This window comes from Streptomyces sp. NPDC012637 (genome assembly GCF_042954805.1).
GTDB lineage: Bacteria > Actinomycetota > Actinomycetes > Streptomycetales > Streptomycetaceae > Streptomyces.
The window spans coordinates 1,696,822-1,712,907 of record NZ_JBIBDS010000001.1; the positions used below are offsets into that span (position 1 = coordinate 1,696,822).

Below are 16,086 nucleotides of genomic sequence, written 5' to 3' on the forward strand. Positions count from 1 at the left end.
CGGGGGGGGGGGGGGGGGGTGGTGTCCGCGGGGGGGGGGGGTGGGGGGGGGGGGGGGGGGGGGGGGGGGGGGGGGGGCGGGGGGGGGGGGCCCCCCCCCCGGCGCCGGGTCGACCCGGAGGTCGCCGTCGGGGTCCGGCCGAGGTCAGGAGACCTTCTGGACCGTCCATACCTGCGTCGCACCGCCGTTGGTGCGCTGCATGTCGAGCAGCCAGCTCCCGTAGTACGCGCGGTTGCTCACCGTCAGGGCGTAGCCGCCGCTCGGGTCGGTCACGGTGACCGCTCCGTTGCGGCTGGACAGCTTCCACCTCTGCGTGGCGGCGTCGCCGCACGCCTGCTGGGCGATCCACATGCCCTGGGCGGGGGCTCCGCCCGTCTGCAGGCACTTGCCGGAGACGGCGGAGCGGATGCGGACGAGTCCGCTGCCCGCGTCGTCGAACAGCCACTGCTGCTGGGCGTATCCGGTGGCCCGGGACCCGACGAGCACCGTGCCGTCGGCGGAGCGCCCGCCCCAGACCTCGGCCGCCATGCCGGTGCCCGCGTTGCCGAGGGTGTAGCGGGTGCCGGGAGTGGTGGTGCCACCGCTCGCTCCGGCCGTACGGAAGGTGGTCGTCCGTCCGGCCCCGCTGTCGCGGCCGGACCGGTCACGGACCGAGACGGCGACCTGGTACGCGGTGCCGGGCTGGAGGTTGTAGATGCGCAGCGCCTGCGACTGCACCCAGGTCAGGTGCCTGCCGTTCAGCAGGACCTGGTACCAGGCGGCGCCCTCGACCTGGGGCCAGCTCACGAGGGCGGCCGTGGACTGGACCTGGCTGACCGTCACCGCCGGGCCGCCGGTGGGCTGCCCGGTGGGCGTCGGGGTCGGCGTCGGAGTGGGCGTCGGGCTCGGGTTCGGGTCGGGGCCGGAGCCGCCCCCGGACCGCATCAGGAACTGGTTGTCGGCGATGTTCCAGTGCGTGGCCAGGTAGCTGCCGGCCCTGGGGTTGGTGTGGAAGTAGTCGTCGTGGTTGCAGTCCAGGATGTTCTCGGCCGCCTGGTTGGTGCACACGTACCGCATCTGGGGGTAGTACGGCGTGTCCGAGTAGCACATGACGTCGTACTCGTCCGTGCAGTGCGCGCCGCGACTGGTGTTGGGCGCGCTGTTGTTGACCGCGCCGAGGTTGTGCCCCAGTTCGTGCGCGGCGGTGTGGCCGCCCCAGCAGCCGGCGTCGGTACGTCCGTAGGAGGGGCCGAAGTTGCTCTGGTTGTTCTGGCCCGGCCGCTCGTCACCGGCGAAGGTGCCGATGCCGCAGTAGACCTTGGTGTCCGCGAAGATCATGTACTTGCGGTCGCGCCGGTTGAGGCCCTTGTCGGCGAGCGCCCTGTTGGTGGCGCTGAACTCGGCGAGCGCGGACGCCGGAAGCTCGATGTTGAGCACGGTCGGCGTGCAGTCGGCCGCGGTCACGTAGCGGATGTGCCGTACGCCGCCGGTCTCCTTGGCGCTCGTCGCGTAGATGAGGTCGGCGTCGGCCGCCCACTTGCGGAACGAGGCGACGTACTCGGCGTACCGGTCGCGGTCGGAGCCGTGCACGTACACGACCTGCACGCGGTTGCCCGTGCTGCCGTCACCGTCGCACTGGACGGTCTGACCGGCGGGGCCCGCGGCGACGGCCTGGCTTCCGGACGTCGCGGCCGGCTCCGGGGCCGCGGCGGCCGCGGTCCTGGCCCCGGTGGCGTCGGCGGCCGGTGCGTCCTGCGGGCGTCCGGCCGCCGGCGCCTTGGTCTTCACGGCGGGGGCCACGTCCGCCTTGATGTCCACGCCCTTCGGCGGAGCGTCGGGCCCGTGGGTGCACAGTCCGGCGTCGGTGCGGTAGACGCCCGTGCAACGGTCGCCCTTGGCGGCCGCCTTGAGCCCGTCGTAGACCATGCCCCGCCGGGTGTCGTTGGCGGGCTTCCCGACGATGGGCTCCGGTTCCGCGTCCCTGGCCGGGGCGGCGGCCGGCGCGAGCGGCGCCGTCGTGGATCCGGCCTGCGCGGGTATGCCCGAAGCGGGCGTCCCTGCCTGGGCGTTGCCCCCTATGCCGGCGTAGGCGACACCTGCCGCGATCACCGCCGCTGACGCCACGGCGACGGTGGCGAGCATCAACCCCCTGGGCTTGCGTCTGTGTTCACGCTTCCTGCGATGACTGGTCATGCGCACCTCAAATCCTTGGTCGGAGGAGTGGGTGCCGGAAGCCTGCCAGACGCACACGGTGGAGAATTCGGGCAAACAGGAATGGCCGTCGAGATATCAGACCGTTACCTTTTCAGGTCGATCTGATGAACACTCAACTCTTTTTAATATAAGGCTAGTTGAAGACTCAGGCGTGAAAGGTCCAGGCCTTTCCGGCAATCTCGTTACCGAATCGAGATATACGGATCCGGCCTGTTGACGGTAATTCAGTTTGGGATTCACCTATTTACTACCTCGTGAATTCCCTTCGTCACCAGCCGTGAGGGACCCCGGCTGCGCGGGGCAGCCGGCCGCCCCGCACCCGGCGCGCACGCCCGAGCGCCCGGGCGCCGAGAGCGCGTTGCTGACAGACTCACGGCTCGTGAAGATCAATACTCTGCGGGGCTCCCTCGTCGTGGGAGCCCTCGCCCTCCTCTGCTCGGCCCTGTTCGCCCTCCCGGCGAACGCCGACTACGAGAACTGTGAGAAGCCGTCCCTCTGCCTCTACCAGGGCGCCGGCGGAACCGGCGAAAGCCTGCGGCTCCCACTGGACGGCACCGCCACCGTCACCGGCTCGGGCTGGGACGACAAGGCCCTGTCCGTGTACAACAACAGCCACTTCTGGGGCTGCTTGTACGCGAACACCTACCTCGGCGGCGCCGTGGAGACGATCCCGCCGGGCGCCCGCACCGACCTGAAGACGCTCGGTCAGCAGCTGACCTCCCACAAGCTGGCCCCCTCGCAGGGCGCCTGCTTCACGGGGTACGAGCGCTGCGCCAACGGTCAGCTGTGCATCTTCAAGGAGCCGAACGGCCGTGGCGGGATGTACGGCACCCAGAACGACCACGCGGGCTACCTCGTCGGGGTCTGGGCGGACAACGTGCGCTCGGTCATGAACCGCACCGAGAAGACCGCCTGCTTCTTCAACGACGCCTCCTGGGCGGGCGAGTGGGCGCAGACCGGGCTGCCCGCAGCCAAGGCGTACAAGGTCAACGCGGGCGACGGCACGTCGCTCACGGCCCCCTTCGACAAGTCCTTCCAGTCCCACCGGCTCAGGACTCCGGACACCGACACCACCACGGACAAGGAATGCCTGTCATGACACGCCCCGCACCCCGTACCGCACACCGCGGCGGCGCGCGTCTGACGGCCGCCGCCACCGCGCTGGGCTCGGTGCTCCTGTTCACCACCTCGGGCCCCACGAACGCGGCCGAGGAACCGCCGGCCGTCCCCGAGCTGCCGCGCTGGACCGCCCAGACCTCGGACAGCAGACTGCTCGCGCCCGGTGTGGAGTACTTCCGCTACAAGGAGACCTCGCCCATCGCGCAGCGCACGTACCCGCGCGAGCTGAACGTCGTCCGGATCGACCCCGCCAAGGGCGCCCTGCGGATCGAGAGCACGTTCGGCAGGAAGGCCGGAACCAGCGAGACCGTCCGGGAGATGACGGCCGCCATGCCCGAAGCCCCCCTCGCGGCCGTCAACGGCGGCTACTTCATGAACGAGGGCACCCCGGACACGACGGATGCCGTACCGGAGACCATCCAGACCTTCGGCGCCACCGTCCGCGACGGGGAGCTGATGGGAGCCTCCTGTCTCCCGGGCAAGAACCGCCACAGCGTGGTGCTCCAGTACGGCGTTCCGTACGTCACCAAGCTGGAGACCGACATCAGCGTGACCAGCAGCCTGACGGAGGAGCAGGGCCGGCCGTACGGCGAGGTCACGCAGCGCGTGGACGACGTCAACCGGAACCCCGGCGGCGCCCTGGGCTGCCCGCGCGACGCCGACGACGCCGCCGGCGAACTGGGCCCGTACAAGGACGCCTACGGCAAGGACCTGGCCGCCTACGCGGATCCGACCGAGTTCGTGCTGTTCAACTACTCCTACAAGGCGACGACTCCGAAGCCGGACGTCAACAAGAACGTCGCCGCCGACGACCAGGCCGGATACGAAGTGGTGCTGGACGGCACGACCGGCGCGATCGTCGACGGCGGTCCGGGCCGGGGCGGCCGTACGGTCGGCAAGGGCCAGTACGTCCTCCAGGCGATCGGGGACCACCAGGTCGACTGGCTGCGTCAGCAGAAGGAGAAGCAGGCCGCCCTGACGGTCACACAGAAGCTCTGGGACCACCGCTTCGAGGCCGACGGCATCAGGCGGGAGATATCCCTGGACGAGACGGTGGACGTCGTCAACGGCGGGTCCCTGCTCATGCGCGACGGCGTCGACAAGTACGGCAGCACGGGGCCCACGGGCTACGCCCACGGCAGCTGCGCCCGCCTCTACGACGAGAACGGCCAGAGCAAGGACCTCTCCGCCGCGACTCCCCAGGCCAAGACCGACTTCTGCCGTGACTCCCGCACCGCGATCGGCGTGGACGACCAGGGCCGCACGGTCCTCGTCGCCCTGAGCGGACCGCGCGACCACTACTCCCCCGACGGCGGGTTCCTCGCGGAGGTCACCGAACCGCTGAAGGCCCTCGGCGTCATGGACGCCGTCAACCAGGACGGCGGCGGCTCGACCACCATGCTGCTCGGCGGCGGCACGCCTCCGGTGAACGGCCTGACCGACGGTCCCGCTCCCGGCGTCGAGCGCCGGGTCTACGACTCGCTCTACGTCGCCACCGGCGGCAGCCCGGTCGTGGGCTAGACCGTCACGGCGGTACGGCACGAGGGTCTCGGCGCCGGCCCGCCGAGACCCTCCCGCCCCATGGACCCGTGACGGTCGATCGGGCCGGTCGCTCAGCGTCATCGACCTCCCGCAGCCCGACCCCGGGCGCGCAGGGCGGAAGGGCGCAGGGCGGCGTGCTCACTCGACCGGCTTGCCGGGCCGGTCGCGGGTGGCGCAGTGGACGCCGCCGCCTCCGGTGGCGATGGTGTCGATGTTCACCTGCACGATGTCCCGCTTGGGGAAGTGCTCCTGGAGGATCCCCCCGCGCGCGGTCGTCGGCCTTCCTGTCGCCGGACTTCGGCACGTACACCGCGTCGTTGCCGATGCAGAAGTTCGCGAACGTCGACAGATAGTCGTCGCTGTAGCCCGTGAGTCGGTCGTGCGCCAGGCGCACCGCCCTCTCCTCCCAGGATTCATTCTGATCGAACGATCATGAGCGATCGTACGTTCACGACTTCTTGACGTTCGATCCGTCGCTCCCTAGATTCGGTCCGCCCGATCGGACCAAGGAGCGCACCGGCATGTCCTCGATCCCGCTTCCTCCGGAGGACCGCGTCCTCAGTCCCCGCACCGGCTGGACGCGAGCGCACTGGGAGGCGGTCGCCGACGGGCTGTTGGCGTCGGCCCTGCGCCACGCCGGTCCCGGGCACGCCCTGATCGCGCTGCCCGGGCCCCGCCCCAGCGTCTCGGGCACGCGGTCGGACGCCCTCGAAGGATTCGCCCGGACCTTCCTGCTGGCCGCCTTCCGGATCGCGGGGTCGGCCGGCGCCGATCCGCACGGCTTCCTGTCGCGCTACGCCGAGGGCCTGGCCGCCGGCACCCGCGCGCCGACCACCGACCGCGAACTGACCGGCGGTGACCCGGTCTCCTGGCCGTCCGTCGGCGACCGCGACCAGGCCATGGTCGAGGCCGCCTCGGTCGCGCTCGCACTGCGCCTGACCCGCCCGTGGCTGTGGGACCGGCTCGACGAGCCGGTCCGCGAGCGCGTCCGCGCCTGGCTCGCCGGCGCCCTCCACCACACGCCCGTCGACAACAACTGGTGGCTCTTCCCGTTCACGGTCGGAGGCTTCCTGACCGAAGTCGGCGCGGACGCGGACGGCGCTGCCCGGGCCGCCGTCGAGCGCGGCCTGGCGAAGATCGAGCAGTGGTACCTCGGCGACGGCTGGTACACCGACGGCCGTCCGCGCGCCTTCGACCACTACAACGGCTGGGCCTTCCACCTCTACCCCGTCCTGCACGCCCATCTGGCCGGCGACGGAGGCCTGATGGAGGTCTACGGCCCCCGCCTCGGCAGCCATCTCGACGGCTACGCCCGCACCTTCGGCGCCGACGGCTCCCCTATGCACCAGGGCCGCTCCCTCACCTACCGCTTCGCCGCCGCCGCGCCGCTGTGGGCCGGCGCCCTCACCGGCCACACCCCGCTCACGCCGGGAGCCACGCGCCGCATCGCCTCCGGTTCGCTGCGCCATTTCCTCGACCGGGGCGCGGTGGACGCGGACGGGCTGCTCACCCTCGGCTGGCACGGCCCCCATCTCCCGCTCGTCCAGGAGTACTCGGGGCCCGCCTCGCCGTACTGGGCGAGCAAGGGTTTCCTCGGGCTCCTCCTTCCACCCGGCCACCCCGTGTGGACGGCGGTCGAGGAGCCCGCTCCGGTCGAGCACGCCGACGCGGTCGTCCCGCTCCCCCGGCCGGGCTGGCTGATCCAGTCCACCGCCGCCGACGGCGTCGTCAGGCTCCACAACCACGGCAGCGACGACCAGCCGGCCGACCGGGTCCTGCCCGACGACCCGCTGTACGCCCGGCTCGCCCACTCCACCGCCACCGGCCCGGTCCTCGACGGCACGCCCGACAACCACGTCGGCGTCCTCGTCGACGGCGAGCTCAGCCTGCGCGGCCGGATCCGCCCGCTCGGCGCGGGCGACGGCTGGGCCGCCTCCACGCACCGGCCCCGCGTCCGGGGCGCCGAACTCCCCGGCGTCACCGTGACCTCCGTCGTCCTGGCGGCGGGGGCGGACGAGATCCACGCCCATCTGGTCGCCGGCGCGGAACCCGGTACGGAGGTGCGTCACAGCGGCTGGGCGGCGGCGGGCACGAGCGTCGCGGAGAGCACGGACGGGCTGTCCACCAGGGTCGTCGCGGCGACGCCGGACGGTACGGAGCTGACGTCGTCCCTGCGGAACGTCCACGGGTACGCCGCGGCCGCCACCCGCCGCGCACCGAACGGCACCGCGTACGGGACGGCGGCCGCGCTGCCCGTCCTCACCGGAACCACGCGCGGTACGGTCGCCCTCTTCGTCGCCGCGAGCAGGCTGTCCGCGACCGAGCCGGAGGGGCTTCCTGCGCTCCCTGTGCACGTCGAGGGCCCCCGGGTCCGTCTGCGCCGGCCCGACGGCAGCGAGCTGGAGGCCCTGCTCGCGCCCGGGGCCGTCACCGTGACCGTGAACCGCCCGGCCGGCTGAGGGGGGCGGCTCCCGCCGCTCGGCAGCGGGTCAGCAGCGGGTGAGCGAGCCGCCGGTCAGGGTGGACTTGTCGCCGAACAGCCAGCCCTCGGTGTTCGTGCCCTGGATGCGGGCGAAGATCCACTTGTTGCCGTGGGCGTTGGTCACGTAGCAGTCGTACGAGACCTTCACACCGGACTTGATCACGGTCACATAGGAGCACTCCGCGTACGGCCCGGTGTAGAGGTGGGTGTTCTGGGACGCCGCGCCGACGCCGCTGCTCCGGTTCGAGTGGGCCCAGCCGGTGCACGCCGTCGACACCGGGGTGGGCTCCTTCACCGTGGAGCTGGGCAGGGTGTCCCGCGAGGCGGACGGGGACGCGGACGGCTTGTCGTCCCCGGCGCCGGGCGTCGTCGTGGGACCGGTCTCCTCCTCCTTCCCGGAAGGCGTGCCCGACGGCGTCGCGCTGGGACTGATGGACGTCAGGTCGCCGGGGGAGGTCGGGCCGTCGGTCGGGCCGCCCGCGTCGGACAGGTCACCGTCGGCGGACGTGCTCGCCGTGGGAAGCGCCGTGTCCGACCCGCCGGTGTCCGCGTCGCCGCGCATGTCCATCAGGGCGTACGCGACTCCGCCACAGGTGAGGACGGTGGCGGCCGCCACCGCGACGACCGTACGGGTGCGACGGCGCCGCGCGCGGACGTCGGTGGATCGCGTCTCGGCCCGGCCGCCGCCACCCGCGGTCACACCGGGCGCCATGCCCGGATGCGCGGCGCCGGGCAGCGGAGCGGAGCCGTACGGGTCGGCCGGCACGTAGGGGGCGACGGGCTGGGGGACGGCCTGGGGGGCGGGCTGCGAGAACGGGGCGGCGGCGGGAGGACCGAAGGCCGCCGGCGGTGTGCCGGGCCGCACGGCCGAGGGTGTGCCCGGGGCCGGAGCCGCTCCCGGGGCAGGGACCACGCCCGGGGCCGGAGCCACACCCGAGACCGGAGCCACACCCGAGGCAGGGTCCGCGCCCGGGGCAGGGACCGCGCCCGGGGCAAAGGCCGTGCCCGGGGCCGGAGCGACACCCGGGGCAAAGACCGTGCCCGGGGCCGGCGCGTGGTCCGTCGGCCAGCCTCCGGCGACCGCCTCCAGCATCTCGCGCGCCTGAGCGGCGTCGGGCCGCTGCAGCGGGTCCTTGGCCATCAGCGCCTGGAGCACGGGCGCGAGCGGCCCGGCGAGCCGGGGCGCGGGCAGCGGTTCGCCGACGATCGCCGCGAGCGTGGACCAGACCGACGTGCGGCGGAAGGGCGAGGCGCCCTCCACGGCCGCGTACAGCGTCATGCCGAGCGCCCAGATGTCGGACGCGGCTCCCGGCACCTGGCCCTGGGCGCGCTCCGGCGGCAGGTAGTCGAGGGAGCCGACGATCTGGCCGCTCTGGGTCAGCTTGGCCAGGGCCTCGTCGCCGGAGGCGTCCATGCTGGCGATGCCGAAGTCGGTGAGCACCACGCGCCCTCCGCCGAGGCCTCCGGAGTGGGAGGTGCCTCCACGCTCCAGCAGGATGTTGCCGGGCTTGACGTCCCGGTGGAGGACACCGGCCCGGTGCGCCGCGTCGAGCGCGTCCATCAGCTTGGCGCCGATCGCGGCCGCTTCGCGCGGGTCCATGGGGCCGCGCTCCGCCAGCACGTCGTCGAGGGAGGGTCCGTCGACCAGCTCCATGACGATGACCGGCAGTCCCCTCTCCTCGACCACGTCGTGCACGGTGACCACGCCGCTGTGCCGGATGCGGGCGGCGGCCTGCGCCTCCCGCTGCATGCGGACCCGCAGGTCGGCCAGGTCGGCGGGGGAGGCGTCGGTGTAGGCCCGCAGGACCTTGACGGCGACCTCGCGGTTCAGCAACTGGTCCACCGCCCGGGCGACCACGCCCATGCCGCCGCGGCCGATCATCGCGGTCACGCGGTACCGCCCGCCCAGGACCTCGCCGACCATGTCCGCGCCGTTCGCCCCCGTCACCTGTCACATCCCGTTCGTCGCACTGTTCGAAATCCGCCACTCGACGGGCACCAGCGTAGGGGTTCGCGTGTGTGCGAGTGCGCACGGACCGGCCCGCGGTACGAGGGCGCACGGGCCGACGTCGGCGACCATCAGGACATCTGAGCCGAGATCAGGACACTCGCCCCGGCACCGTCACGGAATCCCGGCGGTCGTGCGTCCGAAACGCGTGCACCAGCGAATCACGGGGTGGCTCCCGGCGCGCGGCCGAGGACGCGGTCGAGGTACGGGTTGGCGAAGAGACCTGTCGGGTCGAGCTCGTCGCGCAGGGCGACGAAGTCGCCGAAGCGCTCGTAGCGGGGACGCAGCCGTTCGGCGTCCAGGCCGTGCATCTTGCCCCAGTGCGGCCGGCCGCCGTGGGCGGCGAGGATGTCCTCGCAGGCGCGGAAGTACCGGTCGTACGGCATCCGGTGGTACTGGTGGAAGGCGATGTAGCAGCTCTCGCGGCCGTACGCGGTGGAGAGCCAGATGTCGTCGGCGGCGGTGAAGCGGACCTCCAGCGGGAAGGACACCTTCTCGTCGTGGGTGTCGATCCAGCGCTTCAGCTCCCCCAGCGCGTCGGCGGCCCGCTCCCGCGGAATGGCGAACTCGCCCTCGTGGAAGCGGACGTCGCGCGAGGACGCGAAGACCCGGTGGGACAGGTCGGTCCACTCGCGCGTGGACATGGCGCGCGCCGCGAAACGCGTGATCGGCGGTACGAGGGCCGGGAAGCGGGTGCCGAGCCGGTTGAGGCCCTCGAAGCCGAGGCCGCTGACGGTCTCGTCGACACGACGGCTCAGCTCGCCGATGGGCTTCAACGGGGTCGTGGCGGGCAGGCGCCGGAACCTGCGGGTGAGGGTCAGCTCGCTGTGCGGGAACCAGAAGAACTCGAAGTGGTCGTGGGTGTCGGCGAGTTCGTGCATCCGGTCGAGCGTCTCGGCCACCGGCGTGGTGGCGTCCCGGGCGTGGAGAACGTAGCCGGGCACGCACTGGAGCGTCACGCGGGTGATGACGCCGAGCGCGCCGAGACCGACCCGGGCGGCCGCGAACAGTCCGGGCCGCTCCGTGGCCGAGCAGGTGACCACCGATCCGTCGGCGAGGACGAGTTCGAGCGCCCGGACCTGGGTGGCGATCCCGCCGAAGCGGAGACCGCTGCCGTGCGTGCCGGTCGAGATCGCGCCGGAGACGGTCTGCCGGTCGATGTCGCCCATGTTCTCCAGCGCGAGGCCGTGCGCGGCGAGCAGCGGGTTGAGCTGCCACAGCGGCATTCCGGCACCGACCGTGACCAGGCCGGTCTCCGCGTCGACCGTGTGCGCCGCGTCCAGCCGGTCGAGCCTCAGCTGCACGCCGTCGGCGACGGCGACGGGGCTGAAGGAGTGGCCCGCGCCCACGGCCTTGAGGCGGAGCCCGTCGCGGGCCGCGTCCTTCACGGCGGCGGCCACCTCCCCCGTGTTTCCGGGCCGGACGACTCGTGCGGGACGTGCCTGCTGGCTTCCGGACCAGTTGCGCCAGGTCTCGGTCACGGGCGGATTCCTCTCGACGGAACGGTCCGGGGAAGCTGGACGGGCCGGGCCGCCACCGGGGCTTCGGTAGTCCGGGATGGTCGTCTTGGTCAGTCGTCCAAGTCAAGGGTCCCGATGCCTTGACTTGGACGACCGTCCAAGGAGAAGGTGGCCGCGCCTCGGCCGGCTCCTGCCGCCGCCCCGCCAGGAAGGCGCCCACACCATGCGAACCCCGCCCTCGGCACCCGGCACCGGCTCCGCCGCGCGCCCGCCCGCCCACTCCCCCGCCGTCGCCTCGGCTCCGTTCGCGGAGCTGGAGAAGGCGACGGCCGGGCTCACGCCGCCGTTCGCCGTCGTCGACCTCGACGCGCTGCGCGCCAACGCGCGGGAGATGACCGGACGCAGCAACGGCAAGCCCGTCCGCCTCGCCAGCAAGTCGCTGCGCTGCCGCGCGCTGATCACCGAGGTGCTGCGCCTGCCCGGCTTCGCCGGCATCCTCGCGTTCACGCTGCCCGAGGCCCTGTGGCTCGCGGAGCGGGCGGAGGACGTCCTCGTCGGCTATCCGACGACGGACCCCGACGCGCTGCGCAGGCTCGCCTCCGACGACACGCTCGCCGCGCGGGTGACGATCATGATCGACTCGGTCGAGCACCTGGACCACGTCACGTCCGTCATCGGCCACGACGGCCCTCCGGTACGGGTCTGCCTCGACCTCGACGCCTCGCTGCGCCTGTGGGGCGGTCGCCTGCACCTGGGGATGCGGCGCTCCCCGCTGCACTCGCCCGCCCAGGCCGGCGAGCTGGCCCGCGCCGTCGTCGCCCGCCGCCGCTTCCGGCTGGTCGGGCTCATGTCGTACGAGGGGCAGATCGCCGGCGTGGCGGACGACCAGCCCGGCCCGCGCGCCGCCCGGGCGGCGCTCCGGCTGGTCCAGCGGGTCTCCGCGCGCGAACTGGCACGGCGCAGGGCCGACGCGATCCGCGCGGTCCGCTCGGTCGCCGACCTGGAGTTCGTCAACGGCGGCGGCACCGGCAGCCTGCACACGACCTCGGCCGAGGCGGCCGTCACCGAACTCGGCGCCGGCTCCGGCCTCTACGCCCCGGCGCTCTTCGACCACTACCGCGCGTTCACCCCGTACCCCGCCGCCTTCTTCGTCCTCCCCGTCGTCCGGCGGCCCGCGCCCCGTCACGTCACGGTCCTCGGCGGCGGCTGGACCGCCTCCGGCCCGGCCGGCGCGGACCGCCTGCCGGTACCCGTCTGGCCGCCCGGCCTGCGCCTCCTGCCGCGCGAGGGCGCGGGCGAGGTCCAGACCCCGCTCACCGGAGAGGCCGCCGACGCGCTGTGGCTCGGCGACCGCGTCTGGTTCCGGCACGCCAAGGCCGGTGAACTGTGCGAGCGGGTCGACCGCCTGCACGTCGTCTCGGACGGCCGGATCGTCGACGAGGTCCCCACGTACCGGGGAGAGGGCCACGCGTTCCTCTGACCCCGGCCCCGCTGCCGATTCCCGCCCGGCCGTCGACTCCTGACGCGCGGTCGACCGCCGCCCGGCCGTCGGCTCCCGACGCGCGGTCGGCTTCCGTCCTGCCGTCGGCTCCTGTCACCTTGCCGATTCCCGTCCGGCCGTCGGCTCCTGTCCCGGTGTCGATTCCCGTCCTGCCGTCGGCTCCCGTCCCCCGCCGGCTCACGCCCTGCCGTCGGCTCCCGTCCCGCTGCCGACTTCCGTCCCTCCGTAGACTCCTGTCCCTCCACCCGCACGCCCAGGGAGCCTGCATGACCCGCCTGTCGGCCGACGAACGCCGCGACCAGCTCGTCGAGGCGGCCATCGCCGTCATGATCCGAGACGGCGTCGCGAAGGCGACCACCCGGGCCATCGCCACCGAGGCCGGAGCTCCGCTGGGCGCCTTCCACTACTGCTTCCGCTCCAAGCAGGAGCTCCTGCACGCCGTGATCGACCGGATCATGCGGCGCACGCTCGTCCCCACGGCGGCGCCGAGCACGGAGGACGACGACCGTCCCCCGTACGAGATCATCCGCGAGACCCTGCACGCCTACTGGGACGGCATCCGGCGGAGCCCCGCCGAGCAGATGGTGACGTACGAGCTGACCCAGTACGCCCTGCGGCAGCCGGACCTGACCGACGTGGCCCGCCGGCAGTACGCGCACTACCTGAGCGTGTACGGCGAGTACCTGGAGGCCGTCGCCCGCGCCGCCCGCATCCACTGGACCGTCGACGTCCCCGTCCTCGCACGCCACGGACTCGGCCTCATGGACGGTCTCACGCTCAACTGGCTCATCGACCGCGACGACGCCCAGGCCGAGGCCGCGCTCGACGAGTACGCCCGCTACCTCGGGACGGTCGCCGGGCGGTGATCGCGTCGGAGCGCTCCCGCAAGAAGCGCGTCGCCGGGACGCCGCGGGGACCGACGCGCGGCCGAGCGCCCGCCGACGCGTTCCCGGTACGAACCGGATGCGGGGCCGTTCGTCGTGCCGATCCGGCCGCCACCCCGCAGGATGGTCGCGGGAGCCGATCGGGTCCGAGGCGAGGAGGTCCGGGTGCCGGAGCCGAAGGACGAGGGGAGCCGCGAGGAGGCTCCGCGGCTGGGGGAGGCCGTTCTGGACGCCGTGTTCACCCAGTCGGACGTGGGGCTCCACGTGCTCGACACCGATCTGCGGGTGGTACGGGTCAACCCGGTGGCCGTCGGCATGCGCGGCGTGCCCGAGGAGCGCGTCGTCGGGAGGACCGCGGCCGAGGCGTACGCGGCGCTGGGTGTGACCGTCGACGAGGACGCGCTGCGTGACGTGCTGGCGACCGGGCAGCCGCTGAGGGACGCGCTGCTCCGCAGCACCCCGCTCTCGGACCCGGGTCACGAGCACGTCTTCTCCGTGTCGGTCCACCGCCTCGAGGACGACGAGGGCCGGGTCGTCGGGCTCGTCGCCACCACGCTGGACGTGACCGACCGGGAGCGCGCGAACGCCCGGCTGCGGCTGCTGTACGACGCACGGGAGCGGATCGGCGGCACGCTGGACGTGGAGCGGACCGCCCGCGAGCTGGTCGAGGTCGCGCTCGACGGCGGTTTCGCGGACGCGGTCGTCGTGGCGCTCACGGACGCCGTCCTGCAGGGCGGGGCACCGGAACTCGCCGGCCGGAACGGCCTGTTGATGCGCTGCGCGGCCGTCGGCGCCACGGATTCCGGGACGCCGGTGCCGACGGCGGGCTGTGTGCTCCTGCCCGGCCTCTTCGGCTCTCCGCTGCCGGACGCACCGGAGCTGGTGCCCTCGGCGGAGGGGATACGGCTGGTGGCGCCGCTGACGGTACGGGGCCTGGTCCTGGGGGCCGTCTCCTTCGAGCGCAAGCCGGGCTCCGAGCCGTACCTGCCGGCCGATCTCGACCTGGCGAAGAGCGTCACGACGCGGGCCGCGGCGAGCCTGGAGAACGCGCTGCGGTTCACCCGCGAGCACATCGTCATGACGGCCCTGCAGAGCTGGCCCCTGCGGCAGGAGCGGGAGACGCAGCGGGCCGCCGAGATCGCCCAGCGGCGCCGGGCCGGGGGCAGCGGGGCCGGCTCGTGGTTCGACGCGCTGCCGCTGCCCGGGGCACGGGTGGCGCTGGTGGTGGGTCAGGTGGAGCACCCCGGGCTGAGCGCCGTCGCCACGATGAGCCGGCTGCGGACCGCCGTCCACAGCCTCACGACGCTCGACCTCGACCCGCACGAGCTGCTCGCCCGTCTGCACGCGACGGTCCTGCGGCTCGCCCGCGAACAGGCCGGCGGGGAGGACCGCACGGCGGGCGGCCCGCACGGCCCACACGACACGGAAGGCCCGGCGGGCCCGCACGGCCGGCACGCCCCGGCGGGCCCGCACGGTCCGGGCCGCTCGGCCGGCGCGGGCGGCGCGCACGGCGGGAGCCGCTCGGCCGGCGCGCACGGCGGGGGCGACGGCGCGCCGGGCGTGGACGAGCCCACGGCGCACTGCACGTTCGCCGTGCACGACCCCGTCACGGGGAGGCTCGACATCGCGCGGGCGGGCACCTCGCTCCTCGCGATCGTGCGCCCGGACGGTTCGGTGGACACCTCGCCGCTTCCCGAGGGCCCGCTGCTCGGCGAGGAGGGGCCTCCGTTCGCCAGCACGAGTCTCGTGCTGCCGGAGGGAAGCACGGTCTGCCTCGCCTCGCCGGCCACGTCGCAGGACGAGGGGCCGACCGCCGCCGACCTGGTCGCCGCGCTCTCCGAGGCCCATCGCAGCCCGGAGGCGATGGCGAACGACGTGGCACCGCACCTCTCCCCCGACCGCGTCCTCCTCGTCGCCCGCACCCGGCGCCTGCCCTCGCGCGACCTGGCCCAATGGGACGTGCCCGCCGAACTCCAGGCCGTGGCGCCCGCCCGGAGGCACGCGGAGAAGCGCGTACGGGAGTGGTGGCCGGAGGCCGACGCGTTCCCGGTCGAGCTCGTCGTCAGCGAGCTGGTGACCAACGCGGTCCGCTACGGCGCCGCGCCGATCACCCTGCGGCTGATCCGGGGCGAGACGACGGTCGTCTGCGAGGTCGACGACGCCGCCCTCGTGGCGCCCCACCTGCGCCACGCCAAGGCCTCGGACGAGGGCGGCCGCGGCCTCCACATCTCGGCGACCCTCGCCGACGGCTGGGGCGTGCGGTACCGGGAGGACGGCAAGACGGTCTGGGCCGAACTGGACGTCCGTTCCCCGGAGGGCGGCTGACCGGGACGCGGGAGCCGGGCGATCCGCATGTCCGGGAACTCGTCGAGGGTGGGCCACGTTCTACAAGGACGTAGAAGTTCGTCCACCGACGTCGGGAGTACCGCACCATGGCCCTGTGGGACCGCATCAAGGAGTCCGCATCGACGATGCAGACCCAGCTGACCGCCCGGAAGAACGACCTCAAGAGCGGCGCGTTCCGCGATGCGAGCATGGCGATGTGCGCGCTCGTGGCCGCGGCCGACGGCACCGTCGACCCCGCCGAGCGCCGTCGCGTCGCCCAGCTCATCGCCACCAACGAGGTGCTGCAGAACTTCGACGCGACCGATCTGCGGCGCCGTTTCGACGACAACCTCGACAAGCTCGCCGCCGACTTCGACTTCGGCAAGGTCAGCGTGCTCCAGGAGGTGGCCAAGGCGAAGAAGAAGCCCGCCGAGGCTCGTGCCGTCGTCCAGATCGGCATCGTCATCGGCGGCGCGGACGGCGACTTCGACAAGACCGAGCAGGCCGTCGTCCGTGAGGCCTGCTTCACCCTCGGCCTCCCGCCGCACGAGTTCGACCTGTAGGCGCGTCGC

Annotated in this window: 10 protein-coding genes and 1 pseudogene; 7 read left to right on the plus strand and 4 right to left on the minus strand. The window is 73.4% G+C overall.

Going from position 1 to position 16,086, the window contains the following annotated elements; genetic code table 11:
- Positions 1 to 144: 144 nt before the first annotated feature.
- A complete protein-coding gene (locus ACFY8W_RS07595) occupies positions 145 to 2,172 on the minus strand; it encodes an RICIN domain-containing protein (protein WP_391101418.1) in 2,028 nt (675 codons plus the stop codon).
- Positions 2,173 to 2,572: 400 nt separating this feature from the next.
- Here ACFY8W_RS07595 and ACFY8W_RS07600 point away from each other — a divergent pair, with 400 nt between their 5' ends.
- The gene (locus tag ACFY8W_RS07600; protein ID WP_391101420.1) at positions 2,573 to 3,292 is read left to right on the plus strand and encodes a peptidase inhibitor family I36 protein; all 720 of its coding nucleotides are present in this window, start codon (positions 2,573 to 2,575) and stop codon (positions 3,290 to 3,292) included.
- Positions 3,289 to 4,833 (plus strand): phosphodiester glycosidase family protein, encoded by a 1,545-nt coding sequence (locus tag ACFY8W_RS07605; protein ID WP_391101422.1) that lies wholly within the window; start codon positions 3,289 to 3,291, stop codon positions 4,831 to 4,833. Before ACFY8W_RS07600 ends, ACFY8W_RS07605 begins: the two co-directional genes overlap by 4 nt.
- Positions 4,834 to 4,992: 159 nt before the next feature.
- Here the strand turns inward: ACFY8W_RS07605 and ACFY8W_RS07610 are convergent.
- Positions 4,993 to 5,233: pseudogene (locus ACFY8W_RS07610) on the minus strand (agmatine deiminase family protein); the annotation flags it as partial.
- A gap of 142 nt (positions 5,234 to 5,375) precedes the next feature.
- Between ACFY8W_RS07610 and ACFY8W_RS07615 the strand changes: the two are divergent.
- Positions 5,376 to 7,313, plus strand: a complete 1,938-nt coding sequence (locus ACFY8W_RS07615) for a DUF2264 domain-containing protein (RefSeq protein ID WP_391101424.1) — start codon at positions 5,376 to 5,378, stop codon at positions 7,311 to 7,313.
- Between the two features lie 30 nt (positions 7,314 to 7,343).
- On the opposite strand, the gene ACFY8W_RS07620 is transcribed toward ACFY8W_RS07615, so the two are convergent.
- Together ACFY8W_RS07620 and ACFY8W_RS07625 are read right to left on the minus strand one after the other, a co-directional pair.
- Positions 7,344 to 9,260 (minus strand): protein kinase, encoded by a 1,917-nt coding sequence (locus tag ACFY8W_RS07620; RefSeq protein ID WP_391101791.1) that lies wholly within the window; start codon positions 9,258 to 9,260, stop codon positions 7,344 to 7,346.
- A 245-nt stretch (positions 9,261 to 9,505) separates the two neighbouring features.
- Positions 9,506 to 10,825 (minus strand): D-arabinono-1,4-lactone oxidase, encoded by a 1,320-nt coding sequence (locus ACFY8W_RS07625; protein WP_391101426.1) that lies wholly within the window; start codon positions 10,823 to 10,825, stop codon positions 9,506 to 9,508.
- A 202-nt stretch (positions 10,826 to 11,027) separates the two neighbouring features.
- On the opposite strand from ACFY8W_RS07625, the gene ACFY8W_RS07630 reads away from it, so the two are divergent.
- The 4 genes from ACFY8W_RS07630 (at position 11,028) to ACFY8W_RS07645 (ending at position 16,077) form a co-directional block, all read left to right on the plus strand.
- Complete coding sequence (locus ACFY8W_RS07630; RefSeq protein WP_391101429.1) at positions 11,028 to 12,284, plus strand: alanine racemase; 1,257 nt, start codon at positions 11,028 to 11,030, stop codon at positions 12,282 to 12,284.
- 287 nt (positions 12,285 to 12,571) lie between these two features.
- The gene (locus tag ACFY8W_RS07635; RefSeq protein WP_391101431.1) at positions 12,572 to 13,171 is read left to right on the plus strand and encodes a TetR family transcriptional regulator; all 600 of its coding nucleotides are present in this window, start codon (positions 12,572 to 12,574) and stop codon (positions 13,169 to 13,171) included.
- Positions 13,172 to 13,354: 183 nt separating this feature from the next.
- A complete protein-coding gene (locus ACFY8W_RS07640) occupies positions 13,355 to 15,514 on the plus strand; it encodes a SpoIIE family protein phosphatase (protein WP_391101433.1) in 2,160 nt (719 codons plus the stop codon).
- A 107-nt stretch (positions 15,515 to 15,621) separates the two neighbouring features.
- The gene (locus tag ACFY8W_RS07645) at positions 15,622 to 16,077 is read left to right on the plus strand and encodes a TerB family tellurite resistance protein (protein ID WP_391101436.1); all 456 of its coding nucleotides are present in this window, start codon (positions 15,622 to 15,624) and stop codon (positions 16,075 to 16,077) included.
- The last annotated feature ends 9 nt before the right edge of the window (positions 16,078 to 16,086 follow it).